Raw genomic sequence first — 26,350 nt, 5'->3', positions numbered from 1 at the left:
TTTTTTACTTTTGATAAGCAGTATGATTAAAACTACTTATTTTATACGCTTTCGTATAATAGTCTATATTTGTATCCACTGTTTCTACTTTGACAACATCGTAGCAATCTTCTTGCTTTACTAAAAATAAATAGTACTCTTCTGTCGCCTCAACAATTGCAATTTTATCTGTTTCAACATTATATTGTTCACAAAGTGCTTGTAATGCGTTCACATAATCCCCTAATTTTTTAGACTTATCCATACCAAATATAGTTTGAACTAACATATACATTCTCCCCTTTGTATGTACCGTTAACAACTTAATGATAACGCTTACATTTATTAACGTCAATAAAAAGATTTGGTGTAAACTAATAATCAGTGGGGATAGCCCTCCCACTGATTAAAGTTTCACTTTATCATTTTGTCAATTGATGTCTAAACGCATAAATAACCGCCTGTGTCCGGTCACTTACATTTAGCTTATTTAATATATTACTCACATGCGTCTTTACTGTTTTGAGGGCAATAAACAATTCATCTGCAATCTCTTGATTACTTTTCCCCTCTGCAATTAATAACAAAATTTCAGACTCTCTTTCTGTTAACTCCTCATGCAAAGGTTGTTCTTTCTTCTGACGCATACGAGACATCATTTTACCAGTAACTTTTGGCTCTAATACTGTTTCTCCATCATAAGTAGCCCGTACAGCGTCCGCTATATCACTCGCTCTTGATGTTTTTAATAAATAACTTGTCGCTCCAGCCTCAATAACAGGATACAATTTCTCATCATCTAAAAAGCTCGTTACAACTACAATTTTCGCTTCTGGCCATTCCTGAATAATAGCACGTGTTGCTTCAACCCCATCCATCTCGTCCATGACAAGGTCCATCAAAATAATATCCGGTCTTAATTGCAGTGCTAACTCTGAACCTTTTCTTCCATTTTCAGCTTCTCCAACTACTTCGATATCTGGTTGCGTTGATAAATATGCTGATACACCCATTCGAACCATTTCATGATCATCGACAAGTAACACTTTTATCATGATTCTCCCCCTCTCTCAATCATAATCGGTACTTTTACTTCTATTTGCGTCCCTTTAGTGGGGAAACTAAGTACTTTTAATGTCCCACCAATTTCATGAACACGCTCTTGCATTGATCTTAAACCATATGAACCAGCCTTATTCACTCCGACTTCAAATCCAACGCCATCATCAATAATTTTTAGAATTGCATATTGATCAATTTTCCGAAGACGTACTTCCGTTTTCTTCGCTTTCGCATGTCGTAAAGTATTAGATAAAGCTTCTTGCACAATACGAAATAAATGATCTTCTACACCTTTTTTCAATTCTATTGGCTCAATTAGCCATTCAATTTTCATATGTTGCTTTCGCGATAATTCCGTCAATAATTCCTCTATACCTTGTGTCAGTTTCTTCCCTTCTAATTGTACAGGTCGTAAATGAAGAAGCAACGCTCTCATTTCTGATTGTGCATTTACAACCATATTCTCAACGAGTTGCAATTGCTTTCTCGTCGTTTCTGGAAATTCAGCTACTTGTTCATTAATAGCCGACATCATCATCGACATTGCAAAAAGCTGCTGACTTACAGAATCATGCAGCTCCCTCGCCAATCGATGCCTTTCTTGGGAAATCGCTTCTTGTCTCATCTCTTCATTCCAATGAGCTCGTTCATTCGTTACCTTTTGAAAGAGTCCAGCTTGCTCCTCTAATCGACGAGCCAGAACGATTACTTTTCGTTCCACTTCATGAAATTCATCATCTGCAGTAAACGAAACATCGCTCGGAAAATTCCCTCGCTCTACTTCAAATAGAAAAGTATTTAATCCTTGTATACGCTGCTCTATATAGTAACCGATTGCATATCCTACAATCCCCCCGATAAGTAAACTTGTAGTCATAATAAACAAGCCAATTGGAACAGAAGCGATGGATTCCTTCCATAATAAATCATACACTTGTTGTTCACTTTTCCATACATATACAATTGTACAAATAAGTGCGATACTAACAGAGGACAACATAGAATAACGAATATACATCCACGAAATATTTTTTTGTTTCTTCATTATACTTTCCTCACTTCCGTATCGCCTACGACAAGCGAAGAAATAATTTTAATACGACGAGGAGCTTCTTTATACTGCTCTGTTCTAAATGTAACATTGCGATTAAAACCTGTCTCTTCATGTCCTGGCAAGAGCACACGTCCGACAATAACAGAGTGATTTAAAGACAGTTCAATATCATATGGCACATATAAACGAATATTTCCAACGATGCCTCGAATAACAATTACTGTCTCCCCTTCTGGAATCATAGCAGTTGTTAAATCTATTTCCACATCGCAAGCACCATATTGAACATTTATATCCTCAAGTTCATAAATATGATCCATCATTCGTACATTACCTACAAACATATTTTTCACATATGGTTCTGTACGATATATTTGCTTCTCTTCATCTATAATCCCTTTTTCTTTAATTTCAACCTTCATTGCTTTTTGCTGATGTCCTTGTTGAATCAATTGATAACCAATTAAAGCTAAGCAAGCAAATACGACAAGAACAAATGCTGCTGATGAAAATAAGAAGAATAAAAATACGATACCACCAACAAATAAAAATACATTTCCTCGTACATAACGATTCTTTTTACGATAATGCCTTCCAAACATAAGCATAATAAATGCAAAAATGAGACCACCTGGTTCAAAATGTCCAAGTATCATATCAAGAAAAAGACCGAATCCAAATATGATGAGGAGCATCCCCATTAATTGTGTTTTTGAAAAATGCTTCTTCATTTCAGCTCCCCCCCTTCTTGTCACATATACATAGAAGAAAAGGCATTGCTTTCCAACACCTTTTCTCCTATCACTATATCATAAGCCTGTTTTATAATATACTACTATTATTTTGTTAACTCTTTCGTTAACGATACATCATTCTTTTCTTTCATTTCACGCTCAAGCTTTGCAATTTTCATATCAAATGTGTCACGTTCATGCTCTTCATTCATACGAGTTTCTAAGTCACGAATATGATCTTCAATTTCTTCAAATCGTAAGAACGGATTATTTTCATCCATTTTATGCATAGCAGTATTCATACGACGATTTGCATGTGCCATATTTTCACGTGCCATTAGTTCCATACGCTTTGCGTGCATTTCTTTTAATTTATTTTTCATTTCAGAAAGACGACGCTCTAACTCATCGATTTGCTCTACAACACCTGCATACATTTCTTCTAATCGAGTTACTTGCCCTTCATAATAAGCTACCTCTTCTAACGCACGTTCGTGCAATTGTAGTTCGCCCGCTTCTTGAGCGATGATAGCCTGCTTGGATCTTTTATTAACGAAATAACGCGCTTGCTCAAGCTCACGAGCGAAATTAGATTTTAATGTTTTATGACGCTGAATTAACTTCTCAATTTTTGTTATTTCACGCTCACTATCGCGTAAATATTGATTTAACATAGCAATTGGATTTTTTCTTTCTTTCTCATCTAACACATTATGAAAATCTGCTAAAATTGCATCGCGTACACGTCCGAATAAAGATTGTTTCATTATAATCTTCCTCTCTTCTACTTTATAAATTTGATTTATTTTAATATTAGTTTTTCATTAACTTGTTCCACTCATCTTCAAAGTTGCTATATGGTTTAGAACTTTCTGAAGCAGAATCAACAACTACATCTTTTTCTTTTTTCCACTCACGGTATCCGTAGTATAAAACTACTAATGCTGCGATACCAATTAATGCTGGGGAGTGCGAAAGTGCAATGGATAAACCGATTAAACCTACAATACCCCAAGCTAACTTTCCAAAAAATGATTGTGCTCGCACAAATGATTTATAGCTCCAGTACACAACTCCTGCTCCGATTGCGAATCCTACAATGCCAGCAAGACTACCAAGAGCAATTAAAGCCAAAATACCGGCCGCGATAAACGCTAGAAATTGTTTCATCTTGTGCTTGCCTCCCTTCAATTTGATACTCTTATCTTAACTATTTTTTCATTTTTCCATAACGAGCTTAAGAACCGTTTTCGACTCAGACTTAAGACTGAGTTGCATTCAGCCTTTTGTAAAAAACTTACGGTAGGATAGGATTATTCACTCTTTTATCGCACATAAAAAGCCGTACAGAGAATATTCTCTGTACGGCTTTCGTTACTATTCATTATGCTGTTTTATGATACTCTTTCTTTCCCGCTACTTTAGAAAACCTCGGGAAACCAATTAATATAGAAATGATTCCACATACTCCAACTAAGATTGGATAAAACGCATATGGCAACAATTCAACCGGAGATAACGCCGCAAATCCTGCTGCCGTTAACATTTGCGCACCATACGGAATTAACCCTTGCACACAACATGAGAAAAGATCTAATACACTCGCTGATTTACGAGGATCAATTTCATATTGATCTGCGATGTTTTTCGCAAGTGGGCCTGTAAAGATAATAGAAATTGTATTATTCGCTGTACACATATTCGTCATACTCACTAAGCCAGCGATACCGAACTCTGCTCCTTTTTTTGAACGAATGTTACGCGTTAAAATATTCATTAAATATTGAATGCCACCATTATATTGAATCAGTTCGACCATACCGCCAATTAAAATAGCAAGTAATACTAACTCCATCATACCGCCCATTCCAGTCGTTACACTTTTAAAGAAACTCTCTAACGTGTAACTTCCATCTAAAAGACCGATAACGCCAGATAGTACAGTTCCACCAGTTAACACGATAAGTACATTCCAGCCAAGTAGCGCTGTAATAAGTACTCCTGCATACGGTAAAATCTTTATCCAGTCAAAGCTATGCGCTTTAATCTGCGTGTCACTTCCTAAAGTAACGATTATTAATAGTACAATTGTAATAATAGCTGCTGGTAATACAATTAAAAAATTTGTTTTAAACTTATCTTTCATTTCTGTTCCTTGTGAGCGTACAGCTGCAATTGTTGTGTCTGAAATAAATGATAAATTATCACCAAACATCGCTCCGCCAACAACGGTAGCTATCGTAAGTGCAATTGAGATATCAGTTTGCCCGCTAATACCTACAGCTATTGGTGCTAATGCAGCAATCGTTCCCATTGAAGTTCCCATCGCTAATGAAATAAATGCCCCTATAACAAAAATTCCAGCTACGATAAACCCTTGCGGTAAAATGGATAACGCTAAGTTAACTGTAGAATCAACGCCGCCCATCCCTTTTGCTGTTTCAGAAAACGCTCCTGCCAGTACAAAAATCAGAACCATAATCATAATATCTGGGTTCCCTGCACCTTTAGCAAACCGTTCTACTTTTACATTAAAACTTTCTTTACGATTCATTGCTAAAGCGACTCCTACAGCAATTGAAATTGCTACAAGTATCGGCAATTTATAGAAATCACCTGTAATAATTCCAGAACCAATAAATAGCGCCAAAAATATCCCAAGTGGTAATAAAGCCAAACCATTTCCTCTCGTTTCTTTCAAAGTACCATCTCTCCCTAGTTTCAACCTTTTTCTAATGAATAACAAAAGACCTCTTCCAATGAGAAGAGGTCTTATACATCTATAAGAAACGCTCTTCTCATCTTTCAAGCACATGCTTGCTGGATTTGGCACAGCACTCTGAAATCGAGTCCGCTGCCGAGGCATCGTAGGGCCAGTCCCTCCGCCTCTCTTTATAAGAAGGTTTCATATTTATTTTTTAATAATAATTTCTTCCCTAACTTTACTCGCTTACAAAACAAAAGTCAATTATTTTTTGTATAGATTTTTTTGGTAATTATGCAAAAATTCGAATACAACAATCATTTTAACTTTTTGATTTCTTCTTCCAATATTGAAATCCAATAAAATTCATTATTTTTTATTGCATCTATTATCCATTTCGTAGTGTACCAAGCTAACTCATACTCTTCTTTTGTAACATCGCCTCTTTTATAAGCATCCTCTAGCTCATCCTCATCCAATATATACACCTTATCGTTCGGTAATAATACTACATCTAAATATAAATCATCAAAATATGGTAAACCACGGTCGTCTATTTTATACTTTTTCGTCACATCGATGTAATATTGCACTAATTTTTTCTGATCATCTAACATAGCGGTAATCGCAAAGTTTTTCCCGTTTATGAAATATTGAATCCACGTATACTGATCCGCTGCAATACAAAGTTCTTTACCATCATATTCTTTACAACTAGGCTCTCTCACCTTTTTTATATCCAGTATTCCAAGCATTCCCTCTTCTACTTGCTTAACCGTATAACTTTTTTCTATTAGTCTCTTCCACGAAGAACCGTCACCATATTTACGTTTCATTATATCTACTCCTCTTCTATATACAGAAAAGCTCCCACATATTATGTGAGAGCTTGTTCATATTATAATTAAGCAGCTTGACCCTTTTCAGAAATCTCTTTTAAATAAGCTTGTCCTTTTTCAGCGTCATATTGACCTTCCCACTTAGACATAACTACAGCTGCTAAAGAGTTTCCTACAACGTTAACTGCTGTACGAGCCATATCTAAAATACGGTCAATACCAGCGATGAAGGCTAAACCTTCAGCTGGAATACCTACTGTACCAAGTGTCGCTAATAATACAACGAATGATACGCCCGGTACACCCGCAATACCTTTTGATGTAACCATCAATACAAGTAATAATGTAATTTGTTGTGTAATAGATAAATCAATACCGTACATTTGTGCTAAGAAAAGAGCTGCAATTGCTTGATATAAAGTTGATCCATCTAAGTTAAATGAATAACCTGTCGGAATAACGAAAGATGTAATTGCTTTCGGACAACCGAACTTTTCCATTTTCTCCATAATTTTTGGTAAAACTGTTTCTGAACTTGCTGTTGAATACGCTAAGATCAGTTCGTCTTTTAAAATTTTAAAGAATTGGAAAATGTTAATTCCAAATATTTTCGCTGTAAGCCCTAAGACAACTACAACGAAGAAAATCATTGCTCCATATACGACAATTAGTAATTTTCCTAATGGAATTAATGAAGCAAGACCGAATGTAGAAACTGTAACACCAATTAGTGCGAATACACCAAATGGTGCAAATTTCATAACTTGGTTTGTTACATAAAACATTGCATCAGCTACACCTTGGAAAAATTGAAGAACCGGTCTTCCTCTTTCACCAATTGCTGCTACACCTAAACCAAATAATACAGAGAAGAAGATAATAGCAAGCATATCTCCGTCAGCTAATGACTTCATAATGTTCGTTGGAACAATATTTACAAATGTATCTGCAAATGAATGACTTTGTACTTGCTCTGTCGTATGTGTATATTTCGAAATATCTGTCTTCGTTAACTGATCCATATTTACGCCTTTTCCCGGTTGGAAAATATTCGCAATTAATAGACCGACAATAATTGCAATTGTTGTAATAATTTCAAAGTAAATAATTGTTTTTCCGCCTAGTCGGCCCAGTTTTTTTACATCACCAACACCAGCAACCCCAACAACAATACTTGCTACAACAATCGGTACAACGATCATTTTAATTAATCGGATGAAAATATCACCAATTGGTTGTAAGTAACTCACCACTGCCGGATTGCCAAAGAAAATCGCCCCAACTGCAATACCAAGCGCAAGCCCTATTAAAATTTGCCATGCAAGTCCTATTCTTTTCATATTTGTTGTAACCCCCTCTTCGATGTGTCACTCTATCTCTCACTCTATCTCTATAAAACATGAAATTAAGAGTATTACATATTATTCGACAATTCACTACATTTTGTCCCTGTTAAAAATCATAAATCAAAAAATTAAATCTGACAACAAAATAAGTTTGCCCGAACGCAAATAATTTTCTTGACAAAAACAAAACCCATGTCAGAAAACCTCACATGAGAACGATTCCTTATCAGTGTTTCATTGGATTCTCATCTAACATTTCACTATATAAAACAACTATATTTTCCCTTTATTTTACAACAAAAATCAAATAATACATCTTTTTATACGATTTTAAAAAATGCATCAACCGGGAGGATTATCGTTAAAAAATGATAAATTCCGACAAAACTTAGCAATTTTATAAAATTTTCTTTACATTATGGTTACAACGATAGACACTCTTCTTCTTATGATATATAACATTCATAGGGAAAGGAGCCAGACAACCATGAAAAAGAAATTTGCAGCGTTAAGTGTTTTAGCAGCAGGAACGATTTTTGTTTCTCCGTTACTTCCACCCGCATACGCTGAAACGAATCAAGATAAATTATCTAATATTCAATCTGAATTAGAAGGAAAACAAAATGACTTACAAAATAAATCAGCCGAGAAAGAACAAATAGAAAAGGAAATTCAAGAATTACAAAAGAAAATCGACGATTTAACTACTTCTATTAATAAAAACGAAGCTGAATTAAACGATACAAAAAAAGAAATTAGTAAAACACAACAAGCGATCACCGAAAAAAAGAAACATATAGAGCAATTACAAACAAACATAGATACACGCCAGGAAGTTATTAAGCAACGTTTGCAATCTATGCAAGAAAAACCTCGTACAAATCTCATTACAGAGGTATTAACAACTTCTACAAACATTGCTGATCTTGTTGATAATATGTATTCTGTAAGTTTAATTTTAAACAACGATACCGATATTGTGAAAAAACAAACAACGGATCAAAATGCTGTGACAAAGGAAAAAGAGGCTGTCGAGAAAAAAGAGCAACAATTAAAAGAATCCGAACAGAAATTAGTTCAAAAACAACAAGAGTTACAAACGAATCAGCAACAGCAGCAAACCTTTATTAGTGATCTACATACGAAAGTAACAAAAGTAGATTCAGAGATTGAAGGATTAGAAGAATCTAAAGGTATTTTAGAAAATCAGCGTCAAGCTGTTCAAAAGGCAATTGAAGAAGAAAAACGTGCCGAAGAGGCTCGTAAAGCGGAAGAAGCCCGCAAGGCAGAAGAAGCTCGTAAACAAGCTACTACATCTGCTCAGAAAGCGCAAGCAGCTCCAACACCGCATGATACAAATATTGGCGGCTTTATTAAGCCAGCAGCTGGATCAAAAACTTCTGGTTTTGGCGTGCGCTCTATAGATAACCATAAAGGGATCGATATCGCAGCTTCAGGAACCGTTCCGATTATCGCCGCTGCTGATGGCGTTGTTATTCGCTCAGAATTATCATCTAGTTACGGAAATGTTGTGTACTTATCTCACCGTATTAACGGGAAAACATACACAACAGTATATGCTCATATGAGCAGCCGTTCAGTATCAAATGGACAAACTGTAAAACAAGGAACTCAACTTGGATTTATGGGGAACACTGGTCAATCATACGGACAGCATTTACACTTCGAACTTCACCTTGGAGAATGGAATGTCGGCAAGACAAACGCAGTGGATCCATCTCCTTATATCGGATTATAAAAACTCGGTTCATACCGAGTTTTTTTTATTTCCACTTCACACACTATAGGCATTCCACATAGACTACAACTAAATGCCCATATTTTACGAGGTGAATCATATGAATACACAATTACAACAGAAAATAGAAGAAGCTAGAGAAACTTACATTGGCCGGTTATTTACATTTGGCGGCTCAGCATTATTTTTAATCGGATCATTCATTGCAGTCGTCACAGCCTATAAAGCATATAATCGTTTAGTGAATACACCTACAACATAATAAAAAGACGGAGAAATCTCCGTCTTTTTATTATGCAAACATTTTAAATACGCCTATCGCATTTAAAAATACAATAATTACAGTTACTGGAATAACATAACGAAGCAAGAAGAACCAAATATTAAATAATGTTTTCCCTTTCGTTTCCGTAACTTCTAATTCTTTCATTAACATTTCTTTACTCATTTTATTTGGTACGAATAGCGAAATGGCTAGTACTCCGAGCGGCAGTAATACATTACTTACCGAAAAATCAACGAAATCAAAGAATGTCTTACCAAATATTTTCACATCACTCATAATTCCAAACGATAATGCTGACGGGATTCCAACTGCAAAAATAAGAATACCAATTAATAATGATGCTGACGGACGCTTTTTCTCATTATCTTTCGCAACAGATGCTACTACAATTTCAAGCATGGAAATCGCAGATGTTAACGTTGCAAAGAAAAATAAAACTAAAAACATAATGAAGAAAAATTGTCCCAATGGTATTTTCGCAAATACTGCTGGAAGGACGATAAACAGTAGTCCTGGTCCTTCAGTCGGCTTAACGCCTAATGCGAAAATTGCCGGAAAAATTGCTAATCCTGCAAGTACTGTAATAAAAACAGTTAAACTTACAATAGATGTTGCTGATTTAGCTAAATGTTCTTCTTTCTTCAAGTACGAACTATACGTGACCATTACTGAGGCACCTACTGTTAGCGAGAAGAACGATTGTCCCATCGCGTATAAAATCGTATCTGCTGTCAGCTTTGAAAAATCTGGTTTCAAGAAGAACTCTACCCCAGCAAAAGCACCATCGAGTGTTAACGCACGAATAATGATTGCAATAAACAAAATAAATAATAGCGGCATCATATACTTACTTGCCTTTTCTATTCCCTTCTCTACACCTTTACTTACTACAAAAATAGTACAAAGCATAAAGATAAATTGCGCTCCAATCGCACTTACTGGATTTGAAATCGTTTCACCAAATAATTTTCCATAATCAACAACACCATTCCAGAAGCTTCCTGTAACACTATAGTATAAATACAATAAAATCCATCCACCTACAACACTATAAAAAGAGAGTACACTAAAACAAGTTACAACTCCCATACGACCAATCCAAGGATATAATTTACTATTTGGTACTAGTACTTTATAAGCAGTAACTGCCTCTTTTTGGGTGCTACGTCCAATGACAAATTCCGCTATTAGAAGAGGCATACCTATAAATAAAGTTAATAGTAAAAATACAAGGAAGAATGCGCCTCCCCCACCATTACCTGCAACATACGGAAATTTCCATATGGCACCAAGACCTACTGCGGCTCCGGCTGCTGCGAGTACAAAGCCTATTTTCGACGTCCATTGCTGTGTTTCTTTCATCATAAATTCTCCTTTTCTGAATATTTAAACTTTTGTTAATTATACACTTTCATTTCATACTCGCACACCTCCTTTAGAAAATAAAAAAGTCCCCTACACGCAAATATGCATGTAGAGGACGATATATGTAATGTAAATACCGTGGTACCACCTCAATTGGATTGATAAATCCCACTTGTTCAAGTACAGGAAAATTCCGATACTCTATCCTTTTAACGGCGGAACCCGGGTTGCCTACTACAATGTTCAACATACCTCTCGCAAGCCCATTCTGTATATTTTATCGTACCGGGCTCACACCTTACCCCAGCTCTCTGAACGTATCAAATATACATACTCTTCTTGCTCATCGATTTCATCTATTGAAGTTACTTGTGATTATAAATTATATTTTTATAGTTGTAAAGTACAATTTATTCATTATCCTATATGAACTCTTCTCTCTAATTCTTGTAAAAACAATTCTCTTTTTTGTTCATTTTGAACATATATCGACTTTAATACTTCTTGCAACAATATATTTCTCTCCCTTTTCTCTATTTGTAATGCTTTCACTTTTATTCTAACTTCGTATAAAAAATCAAGATACGATCCATACGCCTCATCATATTTATTTGCGATATCATCACGGATTTTTTTTGCAAGTTTCGGACTTGCCCCTCCGGTAGAAACAGCCACATTCAGTAATCCACGATGAATCGCTGCCGGAAAATGAACATTACCACTTTCCGGGTTCGTAATAACATTTACTAATTGATTCTCTGCGCTATCTTCAGCAATTTGTTCATTTAATACAGCATCACTACTCGCTGCAACAACTAAAAAAGCGTCTTTAATATCACTTTTTTCATACTCCCTTTGATACCAACGAATTTTCTTTTCTTCTACAAGTTTCACTAAATTTGCATCCAATTCAGGACTTACCACAACTATATCTGCACCTTGTTTTAGTAAAGGAATAATTTTAAATCCCGCGACTTTCCCTCCACCAATGACAACAACACGTTTCTTCTCAACTCGCACTGTAAGTGGATACATATTGATCTCCCTTCAATAATTTCTTCGTTTTCTGAATTAACATATACTGAAATGCTTCATTCTTCCCTAAATATGGACTTATTTTTATCTCATCTAGCTCATATTGGCGTACTTCTTTTTCAATATGTTTCATAAGCAAACCTGTAAATAACAAGTAAGGCAGTACAACGATATTCTTTTCTTTTCGTTCTACAACTTCCTTTAACTTCTCCTCAAATTTTGGCTCTGCAGCCGCTAAATAACAGACTTCTACTTTCTTAATCTTCTCTTCCATTTGAAATAAAGAAGCGATCCAGTTTATATCTCTTAATACTTCAGGATCACTGCTCCCTCTTGCAACGAGAAGTAATGTCACTTCATCTTTATCTTCCTGTTCAATGCCACTTCCGCTATACACCGATTTAACAAGTGTTTCTGAGACACCAAACGGATTACCATAGGTCACTTTAACATTCAAAAATTGATTAGTTAACTTTTCCAATTCAAGCGGGATATCTTTTTTTACATGACCTGCCGCTAATAAAAAAACGGGAATAACAATAATCTCTGTAGCACCACGCTTCACACATGTACGGAACCCTTCATCAATAGTTGGACTCGCTAACTCTAAAAAACAAATTTCTTGAATACTTGCCTCTACATGGTTCATACATGACGTAATAAATGCAACCGCTTCTTCTTTTGCTGCTTTCAAGCGACTTCCATGACATATATATAAGATGGCTTTCATTTTATAACACTCCACTTACTTGGTACGTACTTTCTGTCTGTTTCTCAAACCAATGGATTTTTTCTCTAAAACGGACGACTTCTCCAATTACAATCATGCTCGGATTTTGAATTTGTTCTTTTTTCGCAACATCTACAATTGTTCCTAACGTCCCAACAACTGTACGCTGCATAGATGTCGTTCCCCGCTCAATAATAGCAGCAGGCGTACTTTTATCTTTTCCATGCTTCATCAGTTGTTCACATATGTAGGGTAAATTGCTAACCCCCATATATACAGCTAAAGTCTCTACACCTTTCGCTAAATTTTCCCACTTCACTTTCTCTGCAGCATCTTCTTTCCTATGCCCTGTCACAATAGCAAAGCTTGCACTTGCATCACGATGTGTCACTGGAATACCTGCATAAGCAGGAGCAGCTATTCCAGCTGAAATACCAGGAACAATTTCAAATGGTACACCTTGCTTTGCTAACGCTTCAGCTTCTTCTCCCCCTCTACCAAATACAAATGGATCGCCGCCCTTAAGCCTCGTTACAACTTTTCCTTTTTTCGCATATTTAATAAGAAACGTGTTAATTGTCTCTTGCTTCATCGTGTGATAATTTGGTAGTTTTCCACAATAAATTAAATCTGCTCCAGGCTTTGCATAGGAAAGCAACTCTTTATTTACGAGACGGTCGTACAAAATAACATCTGCCTTCTCAATACATTTCAACCCTTTTACAGTAATTAAATCTGGATCCCCAGGGCCCGCTCCAACGATATATACTTTTCCCATCATCTCTCCTCATTTCTACTAGTAAAGTGAAACTTCCATCCTTATATATGAATGGAAGTTTTCATTTCTTCATATTTCAATGTTCCTTACTCATGAATAACAAAGGCCGCGCTTTTTCGAATCTTCTTTTTTTCAAATAAAGCAATCTCCTTTACCTCTGGTAACGGTAAAAAATGTTTTTCAAGCTCAATCTCCGCCATCTTAAATGCCTGTTCTTCACTTTCAGCAACAACAACAATTGGAACAATGCTATTCACCAATACCGCTTCAAATCGATATAAATCCATATTGCCCCTCCTAAGACGCTATTACTTCTTCTAACACGTTATTTAACGCTGTTTGTAATGTCTCTACACCAACACGTCCTACAAAATCATAAAACGTTTCAGCTGGTAATTTATTTTCTTTGAAATAACTTATAAATGATGCGAGTACATCAGGTAGATCCTCGCCATCTATTTTTCCTTTTAACTTTTGATTATAAGCACCGCCATCTAATAATGTTCCACCTACATATATTTCAAATGCTTCAACGATTCCTTTTTCCTTCGTTTTCATTTTCACACCTTGCAATCCAATATCAGCGATTTGACGTTGACCACACGAATTCGGGCATCCTACCATATGAATACGAACCGGAACATCGAGTGCAATTTGTGTATCTAAGTATTCGGCAATTTTTCGTAATCTTTCTTTCGTTTCTACTAAAGCAAGATTGCAATATTCAATACCAGTACAGGAAACCGCGTGACCAATAAACGATTTCGGATTTGCTGATATCGCTTCAAACAACGGCTCATTTAGTAAGCCAGTTACATTCTCTGGCGGAACATTCGGAATAATGAAGTTTTGCGAATTACATGTACGAATTTGTCCATTCCCATACTGCTTAGCAATTCTTGCAATTTCAAACATTTCTTCTGCATGTAGGCGTCCTACCGGCACATTAAAACCTACATATTTTAATCCATCTTGTTTTTGATTTTGAACACCATAAAAGTATCCTGCATTCCAGCCTTTAACTGCACTTTCTCCCTTACTTTGCAATGGTCCTGTATACTCTATTAGTTTCTCTTTAAATTTCTCTGCTCCCCAGTCTGCAACAAGAAATTTCAAACGAGCTAAATGACGTTTTTCACGGTATCCAAAATCACGGAATATCGTAGCAATCCCAATCGCTACTGCCTTCACTTCTTCTGGTAAAACGAATACATCTAATTCATCAGCTAAATACGGACGAGCTGATAATCCACCGCCTACTTTTATATGAAAACCAACTTTTTTCATACCATCTATTTCTTTCGTAGCAGGTGTAAATGCAACACAGTTAATCTCTGCGTTAGCTGAGTTATAAATGTTAGAGCTAATAGACATTTTAAATTTACGTGGTAAGTTAGAAAACTCTTCATTATGTTGGAAATAGTCATATACCTCTTTCACAATACCAGTTGTATCAAACAGTTCATTTGCATCAATGCCAGCAAGTGGATTCCCTGTAATATTACGCGTTATATCACCACACGCCCCAGCTGAAGATAACCCAACTCTTGCTAATCTTTTAAAAATATCTGGAATTTGCCCAATTTCCAACCAATGAAACTGAATCGCTTGTCTTGTCGTAATATCTATTACGTCGCGCCCATAATCCTCAGCGATAGAAGCAAGCACTTCTGCCTGTGCATTCGTAATCACCCCCGAAGGAATATTTACACGCATCATAAAATAACCAGCTTCTTTCGGTCTTTGTAAATACAACCCTGCCCATTTGAATGCGTCCCACTCTTCTTTCGGAATAGACTCGAAGCCATTCTCTGCATAGTAAGGAATATCATTAAAGATTTCCAATCCATCTTTTTTTAATTTATTTTTCTCAGTTTGATTTAATTTTTCATTGTTAGCCCATACTTTTTCATAACTCATTTTTTATCCCCCTATATAAAGTGAAACTTTAATCAGTGGGGAGTGTTTATCCCCCACTGATTATTAGCCTTAACCAATCGGGCATTTACGGGCAGTTCATCTCCCACCTAACTTCTTTGCCCTAGCCAAATTTTGAGATGGGAGTTTTACTGCCCGCCAAATAGCGGGGTAAAACTACGCTCTTGTAAGTACTTCACGATTTGTTCTGCACATTCTTCAATAGAATACTTGTGCGTTTCTACAATTAATTCCGCTTTCTCTGGTTCCTCATACGGTGAATCGATACCTGTAAAATCTTTAATATCACCTTTTCTTGCTTTTTTATAAAGCCCTTTCGGATCACGTTTCTCACACTCTTCAATTGGACATTTTACAAACACTTCTATAAACTCATCGGCAGCTAATAGATCTCTTACTTGTTTTCGGTCTACTCGAAACGGTGAAATAAACGCCGTAAGAACAACAGTACCTTGATCTACAAATAACTTTGCTACTTCGCCAATCCGTCTTATATTTTCCATACGATCACTTTCAGAAAAACCTAAGTCTTTATTTAAACCATGGCGTATATTATCTCCATCAAGTACATAGTTTCCAATATTCTTTTCAAATAGTTTACGAGCAACCGCGTTCGCTACTGTAGATTTACCCGAAGCTGATAAACCAGTAAACCAAATTACAAAACTATGATGCCCATTCTTCACTCTTCTCTCACCTTTTGAAACAGAAGCTGCATGCCAAGTAATATTCGTATCCATGTCATTCTCTCCCTATTCTGTTACTACTTCTTTTTTCAAACCTTTAATTAGTACTTCCACTACTTCTTTACGACTAAATGTACTCGGTGGAACCTCACCGTTTCTTAATAGTTCTCTTACTTTCGTACCTGATAAAATGACATGATCCTCTTTTCCGTGTGGGCATGTTTTCGTCGAAGCCATCGCTTCACATTTCGTGCAGTAAAAACTATGTTCAAAAAATAACGGTGTAATCCCTAACTCTTCCACTGTAAAGTTTGTAAAAATTTCTTGTGCTTCATAAGTACCGTAATAATCTCCTACCCCTGCATGATCACGCCCTACAATAAAGTGGGTGCATCCAAAATTCTTTCTGACTAATGCATGAAATATCGCTTCCCTCGGTCCTGCGTAACGCATTGCTGCAGGAAATACACTTAAAAAGACACGATCTTTCGGATAATAGTTTTGAAGTAATACTTCGTAGCTTTCCATTCTTACATCAGCAGGAATATCGTCCGACTTCGTTTCCCCAACGAGCGGATTTAAAAAGAGGCCATCTACAATTTCAAGAGCAGATTTTTGAATATATTCATGGGCACGATGTACCGGATTTCTTGTTTGGAATCCGACTACCGTTTTCCAACCACGTTTTTTAAATTCTTCCCTCGTTTCAATTGGATCTAAATGATAAGAAGGAAACGAATTATTTTCAAAACGTTTTGTAAGAATAATAGTTCCTCCAACGTATACGTTCGATCTTTCGTATAATTTTTTCACTCCAGGATGAGCCTCATCCGTCGTTTTATACACTAGTAACGCTTCTTTTTCCTTATCAGGCACAAAAATATCTTCTATTTGAATAACACCATATACTTTTCCACCGTTAACAAGTTTTACTTCCTCTCCTGCTTTTAGAGTCTCTGCAACTTCTTCTGTGACTGGTAATGTAATTGGTATACTCCAAACGCTCCCATTTGCTAAACGAAGCGTTTCTACAACCGAATCATAATCTTTCTTCCCTAAAAAACCAGTAAGCGGGCTATATCCCCCTGTCGCTAATAACTCTAAATCACTTAACGCAATGTTATCTAGCCCAATTTCTTTTTCAATTTGTGATACGTCGTATGTCTCGTCTATTCGATTTATTAATTCGTTTCTTGTACTCATTTTCTATACCCTCTCTTAGCTTTATTTTCAAATTCATCTTATTGGTAATGAAGACCACATTCAGTTTTCACTTTCCCAGCCCATCTACCATCTCTCGAATCGCCACCCTCTCCTACAGGCAGCGTACACTTCTCACACCCAATACTTGGATATCCAATATCATGCAATGGGTTATACGGCAAGCTATGTTTGTATACATACCGCCACACTTCTTTCCACGTCCAATGAATGAGTGGACAAACTTTAATAGATTGAAAACGATGATCTTGATTTATAAACTCTGTATGCTTACGGGTTTCTGATTGTTCCCTTCTCAATCCTGATATCCACGCTTTTTCATTCGCTAATGATTCTTCTAAAGGTAAAATTTTTCTAATCTTACAACAAAGATTCGGGTTTCTTTCCCACAACCTATCACCATGCAATTTTGCTTGTTCATCAAGTGTAAGTTTTGGCTGTTTTTCTATAATATTCAATGAAGGAAATCGTTCCCGCACTTTTTGAATTAATTCATACGTTTCTTGAAAATGTACGTTTGTATCCAAAAATACAACTTTAGCAGATGGATTTACTTGGTTTATAAGATGCAGTAATACCATCCCTTCCACTCCAAAGCTACATGCGTATACAATTTCATCTTTATACTCTTTATAAGCCCAACTTAATACTGATAGCGCACCTTTCGTCCCATCTTCTTCTGAAAATGAAACAGCATTTTCTTCCCACGTCTCATACGTCAACATGTTTTTTCCCCCTGTAAAAGCAAAAAGACGGTTTTAACCTAATAAATTAGGTTAAAACCGCCTCTAGTTTTTCTAGTCAGCGCTTTTTACTTTAAACGTACCTTTTCACTTTTCTCTAATTGAATAACTTTCCCATCTTGCACAACAATTGTAATTGAACCATATTTCATATCAGCAAGCATCGCTTGAATTTTCTCAGACACTTCCTCAAAATGTTCCCGTACGCTCACGCGAACAGCCCCCCTTTTTATTCATAAAAAAAATCTTTCCCATTTCGAAAAGACTGTTCGGTAATATATTTTACCTTATCTTTCAAAATGGATTCCATTTTGCTGGATTTAGCACCTTGCTTTCTATAAGCAGGTTGCCGAGCTTCGTCGGGCCAGTTCCCTCCGCTTCTCTTGATAAGCTTTGTATTTGTATTTTATCATAATTCTGATTTTTTTCAATCCTAGTTTTCCGATATATTTTAATTATTTTATTTTATAAAAAAGGAATTGCCCATCCGAACAACTCCTTTTCCCCATTTAAACAAGTTCTTTAATACGTATGCGATCGTTCCCAATAATATTTTCATATGTTTCGCGCTCTACAACAATTTGGGATGTACCGCCTTTCGCGAAGACGACAGCTGGTCTACGAATCCGATTATAATTATTCGCCATCGAGTACCCATATGCCCCTGTACAAGAAATTGCTAGTAAATCTGCCGAAGCAACTTTCGGTAGAGTAATATCCCAAATTAACATATCTCCACTCTCACAGCATTTCCCTGCAATTGAAACAACTTCCTCGTTCTCATCATTCCCTCGATTCGCTAACATCGCTTCATAACGAGCGTTATATAAAGCAGGTCTTAAATTATCAGTCATCCCACCATCCACTGATACATATTTCCGAATACCCGGAATGTCCTTCACAGATCCGACTGTATAAAGTGTCGTTCCAGCATCACCTACAATACTACGGCCTGGCTCAACCCATATTTCTGGCAATGGATAATTATATACTGTAAATTGTTCTCTCACTGCACTTGTTACAGCACGCACATATGTCTCAAGAGTTAATGGTGTATCTGACTCTGTGTAGCGTATTCCGAATCCTCCGCCCACATTTAGCACTTTTACTACATAGTTCGTTCGCTCTCTCACTTCTTCTAAAAATTGATGAAGAACTTCAATCGCTCGCACAAATCCAGCCGTTTCAAATATTTGCGATCCGATATGTGAATGAATTCCTAACACATTATAATTTGATTTTTGTAAAGCAAGCTCAATTGCCTGCATCGCTTGACCATTTGATACGCCAAATCCAAATTTCGAATCATCTTGACCTGTTGTAATATATTCATGTGTGTGCGCCTCTACTCCAGGCGTTACACGGATTAATATGTTCACAAATTTCCCGTGTTGCACTGCTAAATCATGCAAAATTTCTAATTCCAAGAAATTATCTACGACAAAACAACCAATATTCGCCTGAAGAGCCATCACGATCTCTTCTTCTGTTTTATTATTGCCGTGAAAATGAATACGCGATGCTGGAAATCCCGCTTGAAGCGCAGTATATAATTCTCCTCCAGAAACAACATCTAATGACATATTCTCTTCACGAGCTACTCGGCACATCTCCATGCACAAGAACGCCTTGCTTGCATATGCTACTTGATAAGAGAAACCACTTTCTTTAAAAGCACGATGAAACGCGCGGCACTTTCCTCGAATTGACTCTTCATCGTATACATAAAGTGGTGTTCCGTATTGTTTTGCTAGCTGCGTCGTATCGCACCCTCCAATTTCTAAGTGTCCTTGCCCATTGATTCGGCTTGTGCCGTGTAAATACATTTGAATTCCTCCCTTATTTCCTCTAAAACTCATAACCCCAATCTTCTATTCATTGCAGCACGCTTTTAGATAGACAAAAAACGCGCGGAACAATGTTCACACGCGTTTCTTATTAGGAAAAATATATATTGAAAAAATAAACGAGTTGTTATCTCCTCAAAATAAGAAACCGCATCAACATCTCCAAATAGCTCTCCATAAAATAAATCTTATGACAGTACTACATTTATTCAATGCAGTCCCAATATATGAATAAGATGGTTATTCTTATATTTCGGCAATAGTCCCTTTCAACCTATGATCACAGATTCCATTAAATCTCCCATAGCTTACTCTTTCCTATCGCGGCCTCTACCTTTGAGAGTAGATGAGGTAAGTCTATTTAATTTTCAAACATCTAATTGTTGCTATTAACAATACCAAAGGATCATTTTATTTGTCAAACAATTTTTTATATTGTTTTTTTACAGTTTAGTTTCGTATCGTTTGGTAAGCGCTTTACTAAAATCTTTGTCACTTCCCATTCGCCTTCTTCGTTATTAAATGTAATCGTTACCTTCTCAAATGGTGGAGCAATTTTCCCAGCAACACGTTCATACTTTATCACTTCAATACTCGCTTGAAATAAATATGTACCGCTATACATTTTTTTTAAACTAATAATTTTAGGACATTGATAAGGCTTCAAGCTCCCATATTGTTTTTCAATTGCTTTATTTATTTTCGGGAATAACACAGAATAAAGAGCATCTTCCATAAGAGGTGCATCATATTGAGCTACCGACACACTCGGTGAAGCAAAAAGTATAACACTACTGCATACTATAAAATATAATAATTTTCGCATTATAACCTCCGTATTTTTACACGATTCTTTCTGCGCACGATAATCATACATAGAAACTCCGTTTTATTGTCTCCTACTGCCCTTTTTCTACTCAATTATTATAAAAAAGTCCACAACTCTCTTTTATTTTCGTATAATGATACTCATAGTATAATAAACATAATAACAAAGGACTGTTCGTATATATAAAATGAAGCGCTAATCAAATCGACTCATAAGAACCGTCATGCTTTTTAGGAGAGGAGTATATTATGCTACAACGTCTGTTTCCAAAACTGCGATTCGCACTCGTTGCAGTCGTTTTATTATGGATAAAAACATATATTGTGTACAAGCTAGCATTTGATATTAAAATTGATAATTTCTTTGAAGAATTTATGCTTTTTATTAATCCACTGGCTGCGTTACTTTTATTTTTCGGTTTTGCTTTATTTGCATCTAAACACCGAAACCGCATTATAGTTGGAATTAGTTTTATACTTTCATTCATTTTATTTGGAAATGCAATGTTTTATGGGTTTTATAACGATTTCGTTACATTCCCAGTGTTATTCCAAACAAATAATATGGCTGATTTAGGGACAAGTATAAAAGAACTCTTTACGTACAAAACATTACTTTTATTTGCAGATGCGATTATTTTAATGTTTCTTTCACGTAAATACCCGGCATTTTGTGACAAGACGCCGCTTTCTCGCTCTGAGAAGCGAACTTTCTTTAGCGGTGTAACAGCTCTATTAGCACTACAGATTGTTGTTTCCGTTATTTATAAACCACAAATGTTCTCACGCTCATTTGACCGTCAAACTGTCGTGAAAAATTTAGGTTTATACACATATCATCTATTCGATATTACACTTCAATCAAAATCTTCAGCTGAACGTGTATTTGCAAGTGGGGACGGGTTCTCTGAAATTAAAAACTATACAGACTCAAAAGATAAGCAAGTTGATAAGAACTTATTTGGAGCTGCAAAAGGTAAAAATGTAATTTTGATTTCAATGGAATCTACACAAAGTTTTGTTATTAATAAAAAAATAAATGGAAAAGAAATTACTCCATTTTTAAACGAATTTATTAAAGATAGTTTTTATTTCGATAACTTCTATCATCAAACAGGACAAGGTAAAACTTCTGATGCTGAATTTATCGTTGAAAATTCACTTTATCCGTTAGACCGCGGTTCTGTATTCTTTACTCACGCAACAAATGAATATACAGCTACACCAGAACAATTAAAGAAATACGGATATTCTTCTGCTGTCTTCCATTCAAATGATAAAGCGTTTTGGAATCGTGATGTAATGTATCCTGCACTTGGATATGATCGTTACTTTAATTTAAATGATTACGTAGGCACAGAACAAATGTCTGTCGGTTGGGGGTTAAAAGATAAAGAGTTCTTTGAACAATCTATTCCAAAGCTAAAATCTTTACCACAGCCGTTCTATACAAAATTCATTACTTTAACAAATCATTTTCCATTTCTTCTAAATCCAGAAGATCAATATGTTGATGAGTTTAATTCAGAAAGTGGTGTTGTAAACCGTTACTTCCCAACTGTTCGCTACACGGATGAAGCTCTTAAACTATTTATTAAACAATTAAAAGATGAAGGACTGTATGATAATTCAGTTATCGTCATTTATGGAGATCATTACGGTATTTCTGAAAACCATAACGCAGCTATGGCTCAGTTCCTTGGGAAAGACGCTATTACACCGTTTGATTCTATGCAATTACAACGCGTCCCTCTCATTATTCATGTACCTGGTCAAGAAGGAAAAGTCATTTCTAAAGTATCTGGTCAAATTGATATTAAACCAACACTACTTCATTTACTTGGTATTAAAACAAATCAATCAGTTGAATTTGGAACTGACTTATTTATTAAAGAAGAAGACCCACTTATGGTAATGCGGGATGGCAGCTTCGTTTCAAAAGATTATGTTTATACAAAAAACATGTGCTATAAACGAAATACAGGTGAAGAGGCGGACATTTCATTATGTCAACCAAATATTGAAAAAGCAAAAACTGAATTAAAACTCTCGGACAAACTCATTTATGGAGATTTATTACGTTTCGATCCTAACAATCGGTATAAAACCGGAACTATGACAACGAGATTTGAATAAAAAAGAAGCAACTTTATAAAAGTTGCTTCTTTTTTATTCAAATTATTCTTCTATGAAATCTTTCACAAATTGGGAATTTCTTTCGTATGAGGAAGAAATTTATGGTATGATAAAATAAGTAAACTTTCATACACTAATTAAGAATTTATTACAGAAAGCAAGGGATCAGATTTTGTATAGAGCAGCTATTCCAAACTTATTTACGCTCGGAAATTTATATAGTGGATTCTTGTCAATCGGCTATGCATCTTTAGGATATTATAAATCAGCTGCTATTTTAGTACTTATCGGGATGATGTTAGATAGTCTTGATGGGCGTGTTGCTCGTTTATTACGTGTTGATTCACAAATGGGAAAAGAGCTCGACTCACTTGCAGATGTCGTAACATTTGGTGCAGCACCTGCTGTTTTAATGTATTACACATCTTTCTCCAACTACGGAATCATCGGTCTATACATAGCGGGATTATTCCCTCTTTTCGGGGCATATCGTTTAGCACGATTTAATGTAACACCATCTTCTACTTCAATGAAATATTTCACTGGGGTACCGATTACAGCAGCCGGTGGGCTTGTTGCTTTCTTAACATTATTTTCACATACCATTCCAAAAATCGTTCTTATTACAGTATTTGTAACGTTCGCATTTTTAATGGTAAGCCGCATTCGTATCCCAAGTTTAAAAGATGTACCAATTCCACGATATAGCATCATTATTACACTATTTTTAGTTGGAATCATTATTACAATGTACCAAACAGGGTTCGGTAATTTTTCTGTTTTCTTATTCATTGCTATTCCACTATATATTTTGTATATGCTATCTCAATTTCTTAGACAAAGACCATCTAAAAGAGCAAATAAAGAAAAATAAAAAAACCTTCCGATTCCGGAAGGTTTCTTTTTATTTTGTAACCAATACTTTTTGATTTACAGGTGTTACAGGCTCTTCACCGTTTAATACGGCTAAAATATTTCTTACTGCCATTTCAGCCATCGCATCACGCGTTTCAAAGGTTGCATTTCCTACGTGAGGAGCAAGTACTACATTCTTTAATTCTTTTAGCTCTTCTGTAATTTTCGGTTCAAATTCAAACACGTCAAGAGCTGCCCCTTCAATTTCATTCGTTTTTAATGCTTGAGCAAGTGCCGCTTCATTCATAATTGGTCCACGTGAGGCATTTACAATGTACGCTGTTTTCTTCATCATTTTAAACTGCTCTTCATCAATCATATGATGCAATTTCGGATTATACGCACAGTTAATTGTAATAAAGTCTGCCGTTTGTAACAATTCTTCCAATGTTACATATGTTGCTTCCAATTCACTTTCAGCTGCAGGTTTTCGATTTGGTCCTGTATATAAAACATTCATTCCGAATGCTTTCGCACGCTTTGCAACTGCCTTTCCGATTTCTCCAAGACCAATAATTCCAATTGTTTTACCATGTACTTCGCGGCCTAAGAAAAATAATGGAGCCCATCCGTTAAATCCAGTTGTACGACATAGCGTATCACCTTCAGGAATTCTACGTGCAGCTGCTAAAAGAAGTGCAAATGTTAATTCTGCTGTCGCTTCCGTTGATACTTTCGGTGTATTCGTTACCGCAATCCCTTTTCCTCCGGCATACGAGTAATCAATATTATCGTAACCAGCACCGTAGTTTGCAACAATCTTCAAATTAGGTGCCGCATCAATCACTTCTTTTGTCACCTTTGTAGAAAGTAGGCTTAACAATGCATCTTTATCTTTTACACGCTCAGTTAATTCATCTAAAGAAATTAGCGCCTCTTTATCATACATTTCTACATCATGATCTTTTAATAACTCTAATCCGATTGCTGGAATTTTCCCTGCTACTAATATTTTTGCCACTACTAACACCTCTTCTATAGAAAATAAGATATCTCTTATATTTCATTGTAAGAAATCCACATATAAAAACCAAGGAATTTGATTATATTTTTGAAAATCGACACTTTTCCATGAAAAAAGAGGAGATGTAACTCTCCCCTCTTCTTACGCTTTTTCCTGCGATGCTTTTCCGAGCTTCACATCAATCGTTCCTTCTGCAACTGTATCACTAATTTGCTCCTCAATAACTGACTGAGCAGTATTCGTTGTTTCAGAAGTATACGATTGTTGCTGTGCACCTTGTACATTTTGTTTATTTTGTTGTTTCGCCATTTCTTTCCCTCCTTTTTATTCTTTCTTATTTTGAACAAAAAGGAGGGTTTTCATCAAAAAATCGTAGTTCATTTTGAAATTGTTACTACTTCTTCCAGTAATCTCATCGTTCTTACTCTTTTCGTAAATGTAGCTAAGTGAGAAATATCATGATTACGTAATGTCTTTATATTCTCTTCCACATATCTTCCTAAATCATTTGGATAATGAGCATCCGAGGAAAGAGTAATTGGTACACCATGCTTAGCTAATACTTGTAAATAGAGCGGACTCGGGCACATTTCTCGCACAGGATAGCGATAGTACAGCCCCGCATTTATTTCCGTTGCCGTATTTGTTTCTACTAATGCACGCGCAATTTCCTTATAATAAGAAAGTTGTTCATTCTCATCTAATCGATAATTAAATACTTTTATGTTATCAAGATGCGCTATAATATCAAATAACTCAGAGCGAACCGCACTCTCTACAGTTTTGAAAAACGTATCATATAAAGCACATAAGTCATGTTGCTCAAAATATTCTTTCGTGTCTGGATTATCAAATCCCCATCCATTTAAAAAATGAACAGAACCAATTACATAATCAAAGTCTCCTAATGCCAGTAAAGATTGTAATTCTTGTTCACCACCAATAAAATAGTCCGCTTCAATTCCAAGTTTAAGCGTAACGCCTCTTTTACTCCATCGTTCTTTCGCCTCTTCAATTGCCTTAGTAAAATCATGTAGTGAAGCTACCCTTACTTGGTCTAACCATTCCTTTTGTAAACGTCCAAGCCCCGAATCACTAATATCAACATATTTTTCATAGTATTCTTTCGCTTCATAAAAACGGTATAAATGATCGACAATACCAACTTCTTTTATCCCTTTTCGCAAAGCTTCTTCTAAATATAAATCAATCCAGTTCGTTGTAAATGGCCCTTCATTCACACGTCTTTGCAGGCGTTCTTGTGTTTTTACAAGCCATTCCATAGAATGTTTTTCTTCTTTCAGCGGTTCATAGTGTTGTAATGCTTCATTTATTTTAGCTAGCCATCCCATTGAATATGGCCCTTCTTCTAAATGAATGTGATAATCTACTTTCATACAT

The 26,350-nt window shown here is 35.9% G+C and carries 28 protein-coding genes, 3 riboswitches and 1 other annotated feature; of the genes, 4 read left to right on the top strand and 24 right to left on the bottom strand.

The features are described from left to right. Window positions 1-4 precede the first annotated feature (4 nt). The 9 genes from ATN06_RS07510 to gltP all read right to left on the bottom strand — a co-directional run bounded on the left by ATN06_RS07510 (window position 5) and on the right by gltP (window position 7,712). The gene (locus ATN06_RS07510; protein WP_140350493.1) at window positions 5-343 is read right to left on the bottom strand and encodes a DUF3922 domain-containing protein; all 339 of its coding nucleotides are present in this window, start codon (window positions 341-343) and stop codon (window positions 5-7) included. Between the two features lie 58 nt (window positions 344-401). After that, the gene (locus ATN06_RS07505) at window positions 402-1,034 is read right to left on the bottom strand and encodes a response regulator (RefSeq protein ID WP_000598709.1); all 633 of its coding nucleotides are present in this window, start codon (window positions 1,032-1,034) and stop codon (window positions 402-404) included. After that, window positions 1,031-2,086, bottom strand: a complete 1,056-nt coding sequence (locus ATN06_RS07500) for a sensor histidine kinase (protein WP_060630130.1) — start codon at window positions 2,084-2,086, stop codon at window positions 1,031-1,033. Before ATN06_RS07500 ends, ATN06_RS07505 begins: the two co-directional genes overlap by 4 nt. Next, window positions 2,086-2,826, bottom strand: coding sequence for a cell wall-active antibiotics response protein LiaF (liaF, locus tag ATN06_RS07495; protein ID WP_060630129.1), 741 nt, complete (start codon window positions 2,824-2,826; stop codon window positions 2,086-2,088). Before liaF ends, ATN06_RS07500 begins: the two co-directional genes overlap by 1 nt. 107 nt (window positions 2,827-2,933) lie before the next feature. After that, window positions 2,934-3,596 (bottom strand): PspA/IM30 family protein, encoded by a 663-nt coding sequence (locus ATN06_RS07490; protein WP_000814138.1) that lies wholly within the window; start codon window positions 3,594-3,596, stop codon window positions 2,934-2,936. Window positions 3,597-3,642: 46 nt separating this feature from the next. Next, entirely contained in the window at window positions 3,643-3,999 is a 357-nt protein-coding gene (locus ATN06_RS07485; protein ID WP_060630128.1) for a lmo0954 family membrane protein, read from the bottom strand. Window positions 4,000-4,213: 214 nt separating this feature from the next. Further along, window positions 4,214-5,530, bottom strand: coding sequence for a Na+/H+ antiporter NhaC family protein (locus tag ATN06_RS07480; protein ID WP_060630127.1), 1,317 nt, complete (start codon window positions 5,528-5,530; stop codon window positions 4,214-4,216). 94 nt (window positions 5,531-5,624) lie between these two features. After that, a riboswitch (SAM riboswitch) is annotated at window positions 5,625-5,730 on the bottom strand. 120 nt (window positions 5,731-5,850) lie between these two features. Then, on the bottom strand, window positions 5,851-6,369 hold the full coding sequence (locus ATN06_RS07475; RefSeq protein WP_060630126.1) for a ribonuclease FAU-1 family protein: 519 nt from the start codon (window positions 6,367-6,369) through the stop codon (window positions 5,851-5,853). Window positions 6,370-6,437: 68 nt separating this feature from the next. Continuing rightward, complete coding sequence (gltP, locus tag ATN06_RS07470) at window positions 6,438-7,712, bottom strand: glutamate/aspartate:proton symporter GltP (protein ID WP_060630125.1); 1,275 nt, start codon at window positions 7,710-7,712, stop codon at window positions 6,438-6,440. Between the two features lie 493 nt (window positions 7,713-8,205). Between gltP and ATN06_RS07465 the strand changes: the two genes are divergently transcribed. Continuing rightward, window positions 8,206-9,477 carry a murein hydrolase activator EnvC family protein gene (locus ATN06_RS07465; RefSeq protein WP_060630124.1) on the top strand — a complete coding sequence of 424 codons (1,272 nt, stop codon included), beginning with the start codon at window positions 8,206-8,208 and terminating at the stop codon, window positions 9,475-9,477. 100 nt (window positions 9,478-9,577) lie between these two features. Next, window positions 9,578-9,739, top strand: coding sequence for a hypothetical protein (locus tag ATN06_RS29165; RefSeq protein WP_001096004.1), 162 nt, complete (start codon window positions 9,578-9,580; stop codon window positions 9,737-9,739). 30 nt (window positions 9,740-9,769) lie between these two features. Here the strand turns inward: ATN06_RS29165 and ATN06_RS07460 are convergent, their stop codons facing one another. From ATN06_RS07460 to ATN06_RS07400, 12 genes are all read right to left on the bottom strand, one after another. Then, a complete protein-coding gene (locus ATN06_RS07460) occupies window positions 9,770-11,125 on the bottom strand; it encodes a sodium-dependent transporter (RefSeq protein WP_060630123.1) in 1,356 nt (451 codons plus the stop codon). Between the two features lie 111 nt (window positions 11,126-11,236). Further along, window positions 11,237-11,484, bottom strand: a binding site (T-box leader). 61 nt (window positions 11,485-11,545) lie between these two features. After that, the gene (locus ATN06_RS07450) at window positions 11,546-12,163 is read right to left on the bottom strand and encodes an NAD(P)-binding protein (RefSeq protein WP_060630122.1); all 618 of its coding nucleotides are present in this window, start codon (window positions 12,161-12,163) and stop codon (window positions 11,546-11,548) included. Continuing rightward, a complete protein-coding gene (locus ATN06_RS07445; RefSeq protein ID WP_060630121.1) occupies window positions 12,138-12,893 on the bottom strand; it encodes a sirohydrochlorin chelatase in 756 nt (251 codons plus the stop codon). Before ATN06_RS07445 ends, ATN06_RS07450 begins: the two co-directional genes overlap by 26 nt. Window position 12,894: 1 nt before the next feature. After that, window positions 12,895-13,671, bottom strand: a complete 777-nt coding sequence (gene cobA / locus ATN06_RS07440; protein WP_060630120.1) for a uroporphyrinogen-III C-methyltransferase — start codon at window positions 13,669-13,671, stop codon at window positions 12,895-12,897. A gap of 86 nt (window positions 13,672-13,757) precedes the next feature. Next, a complete protein-coding gene (locus ATN06_RS07435; RefSeq protein WP_000366912.1) occupies window positions 13,758-13,958 on the bottom strand; it encodes a DUF3906 family protein in 201 nt (66 codons plus the stop codon). Window positions 13,959-13,968: 10 nt separating this feature from the next. Then, a complete protein-coding gene (locus ATN06_RS07430) occupies window positions 13,969-15,591 on the bottom strand; it encodes a nitrite/sulfite reductase (RefSeq protein WP_060630119.1) in 1,623 nt (540 codons plus the stop codon). A gap of 146 nt (window positions 15,592-15,737) precedes the next feature. Next, window positions 15,738-16,349, bottom strand: coding sequence for an adenylyl-sulfate kinase (gene cysC, locus ATN06_RS07425; protein ID WP_060630118.1), 612 nt, complete (start codon window positions 16,347-16,349; stop codon window positions 15,738-15,740). A gap of 12 nt (window positions 16,350-16,361) precedes the next feature. Continuing rightward, a complete protein-coding gene (gene sat, locus ATN06_RS07420; protein WP_060630117.1) occupies window positions 16,362-17,498 on the bottom strand; it encodes a sulfate adenylyltransferase in 1,137 nt (378 codons plus the stop codon). A 38-nt stretch (window positions 17,499-17,536) separates the two neighbouring features. Further along, window positions 17,537-18,241 (bottom strand): phosphoadenylyl-sulfate reductase, encoded by a 705-nt coding sequence (locus ATN06_RS07415; protein WP_060630116.1) that lies wholly within the window; start codon window positions 18,239-18,241, stop codon window positions 17,537-17,539. 86 nt (window positions 18,242-18,327) lie between these two features. Next, entirely contained in the window at window positions 18,328-18,471 is a 144-nt protein-coding gene (locus ATN06_RS07410) for a YezD family protein (protein ID WP_000116163.1), read from the bottom strand. A gap of 72 nt (window positions 18,472-18,543) precedes the next feature. Next, a riboswitch (SAM riboswitch) is annotated at window positions 18,544-18,652 on the bottom strand. A 116-nt stretch (window positions 18,653-18,768) separates the two neighbouring features. After that, the gene (gene lysA, locus ATN06_RS07405; RefSeq protein ID WP_060630115.1) at window positions 18,769-20,085 is read right to left on the bottom strand and encodes a diaminopimelate decarboxylase; all 1,317 of its coding nucleotides are present in this window, start codon (window positions 20,083-20,085) and stop codon (window positions 18,769-18,771) included. Window positions 20,086-20,265: 180 nt separating this feature from the next. Beyond that, window positions 20,266-20,447: riboswitch (Lysine riboswitch) on the bottom strand. 89 nt (window positions 20,448-20,536) lie between these two features. Continuing rightward, the gene (locus ATN06_RS07400; protein WP_170955067.1) at window positions 20,537-20,932 is read right to left on the bottom strand and encodes a DUF3888 domain-containing protein; all 396 of its coding nucleotides are present in this window, start codon (window positions 20,930-20,932) and stop codon (window positions 20,537-20,539) included. Window positions 20,933-21,183: 251 nt separating this feature from the next. On the opposite strand from ATN06_RS07400, the gene ATN06_RS07395 reads away from it, so the two are divergent. Then, entirely contained in the window at window positions 21,184-23,070 is a 1,887-nt protein-coding gene (locus ATN06_RS07395; protein ID WP_060630113.1) for an LTA synthase family protein, read from the top strand. Window positions 23,071-23,242: 172 nt separating this feature from the next. Further along, complete coding sequence (pssA, locus tag ATN06_RS07390) at window positions 23,243-23,944, top strand: CDP-diacylglycerol--serine O-phosphatidyltransferase (RefSeq protein ID WP_000285422.1); 702 nt, start codon at window positions 23,243-23,245, stop codon at window positions 23,942-23,944. A 30-nt stretch (window positions 23,945-23,974) separates the two neighbouring features. Here pssA and ATN06_RS07385 read toward each other — a convergent pair whose 3' ends face one another. The 3 genes from ATN06_RS07385 to ATN06_RS07375 all read right to left on the bottom strand — a co-directional run bounded on the left by ATN06_RS07385 (window position 23,975) and on the right by ATN06_RS07375 (window position 26,346). Continuing rightward, window positions 23,975-24,946: an NAD(P)-dependent oxidoreductase gene (locus tag ATN06_RS07385; protein ID WP_060630112.1), complete on the bottom strand. Its 972-nt coding sequence runs from the start codon at window positions 24,944-24,946 to the stop codon at window positions 23,975-23,977. A 144-nt stretch (window positions 24,947-25,090) separates the two neighbouring features. Continuing rightward, window positions 25,091-25,258, bottom strand: coding sequence for a DUF4025 domain-containing protein (locus tag ATN06_RS07380; protein ID WP_060630111.1), 168 nt, complete (start codon window positions 25,256-25,258; stop codon window positions 25,091-25,093). 68 nt (window positions 25,259-25,326) lie between these two features. Then, the gene (locus tag ATN06_RS07375; protein ID WP_060630110.1) at window positions 25,327-26,346 is read right to left on the bottom strand and encodes a histidinol phosphate phosphatase domain-containing protein; all 1,020 of its coding nucleotides are present in this window, start codon (window positions 26,344-26,346) and stop codon (window positions 25,327-25,329) included. Window positions 26,347-26,350 lie beyond the last annotated feature (4 nt).

Origin of the sequence: Bacillus thuringiensis (assembly GCF_001455345.1) — a bacterium.
In the GTDB taxonomy this organism is placed as follows: Bacteria; Bacillota; Bacilli; order Bacillales; family Bacillaceae_G; genus Bacillus_A; species Bacillus_A thuringiensis_N.
Note: the sequence above shows the minus strand (reverse complement) of the source record. Positions and strands in the feature narration are given on the sequence as shown.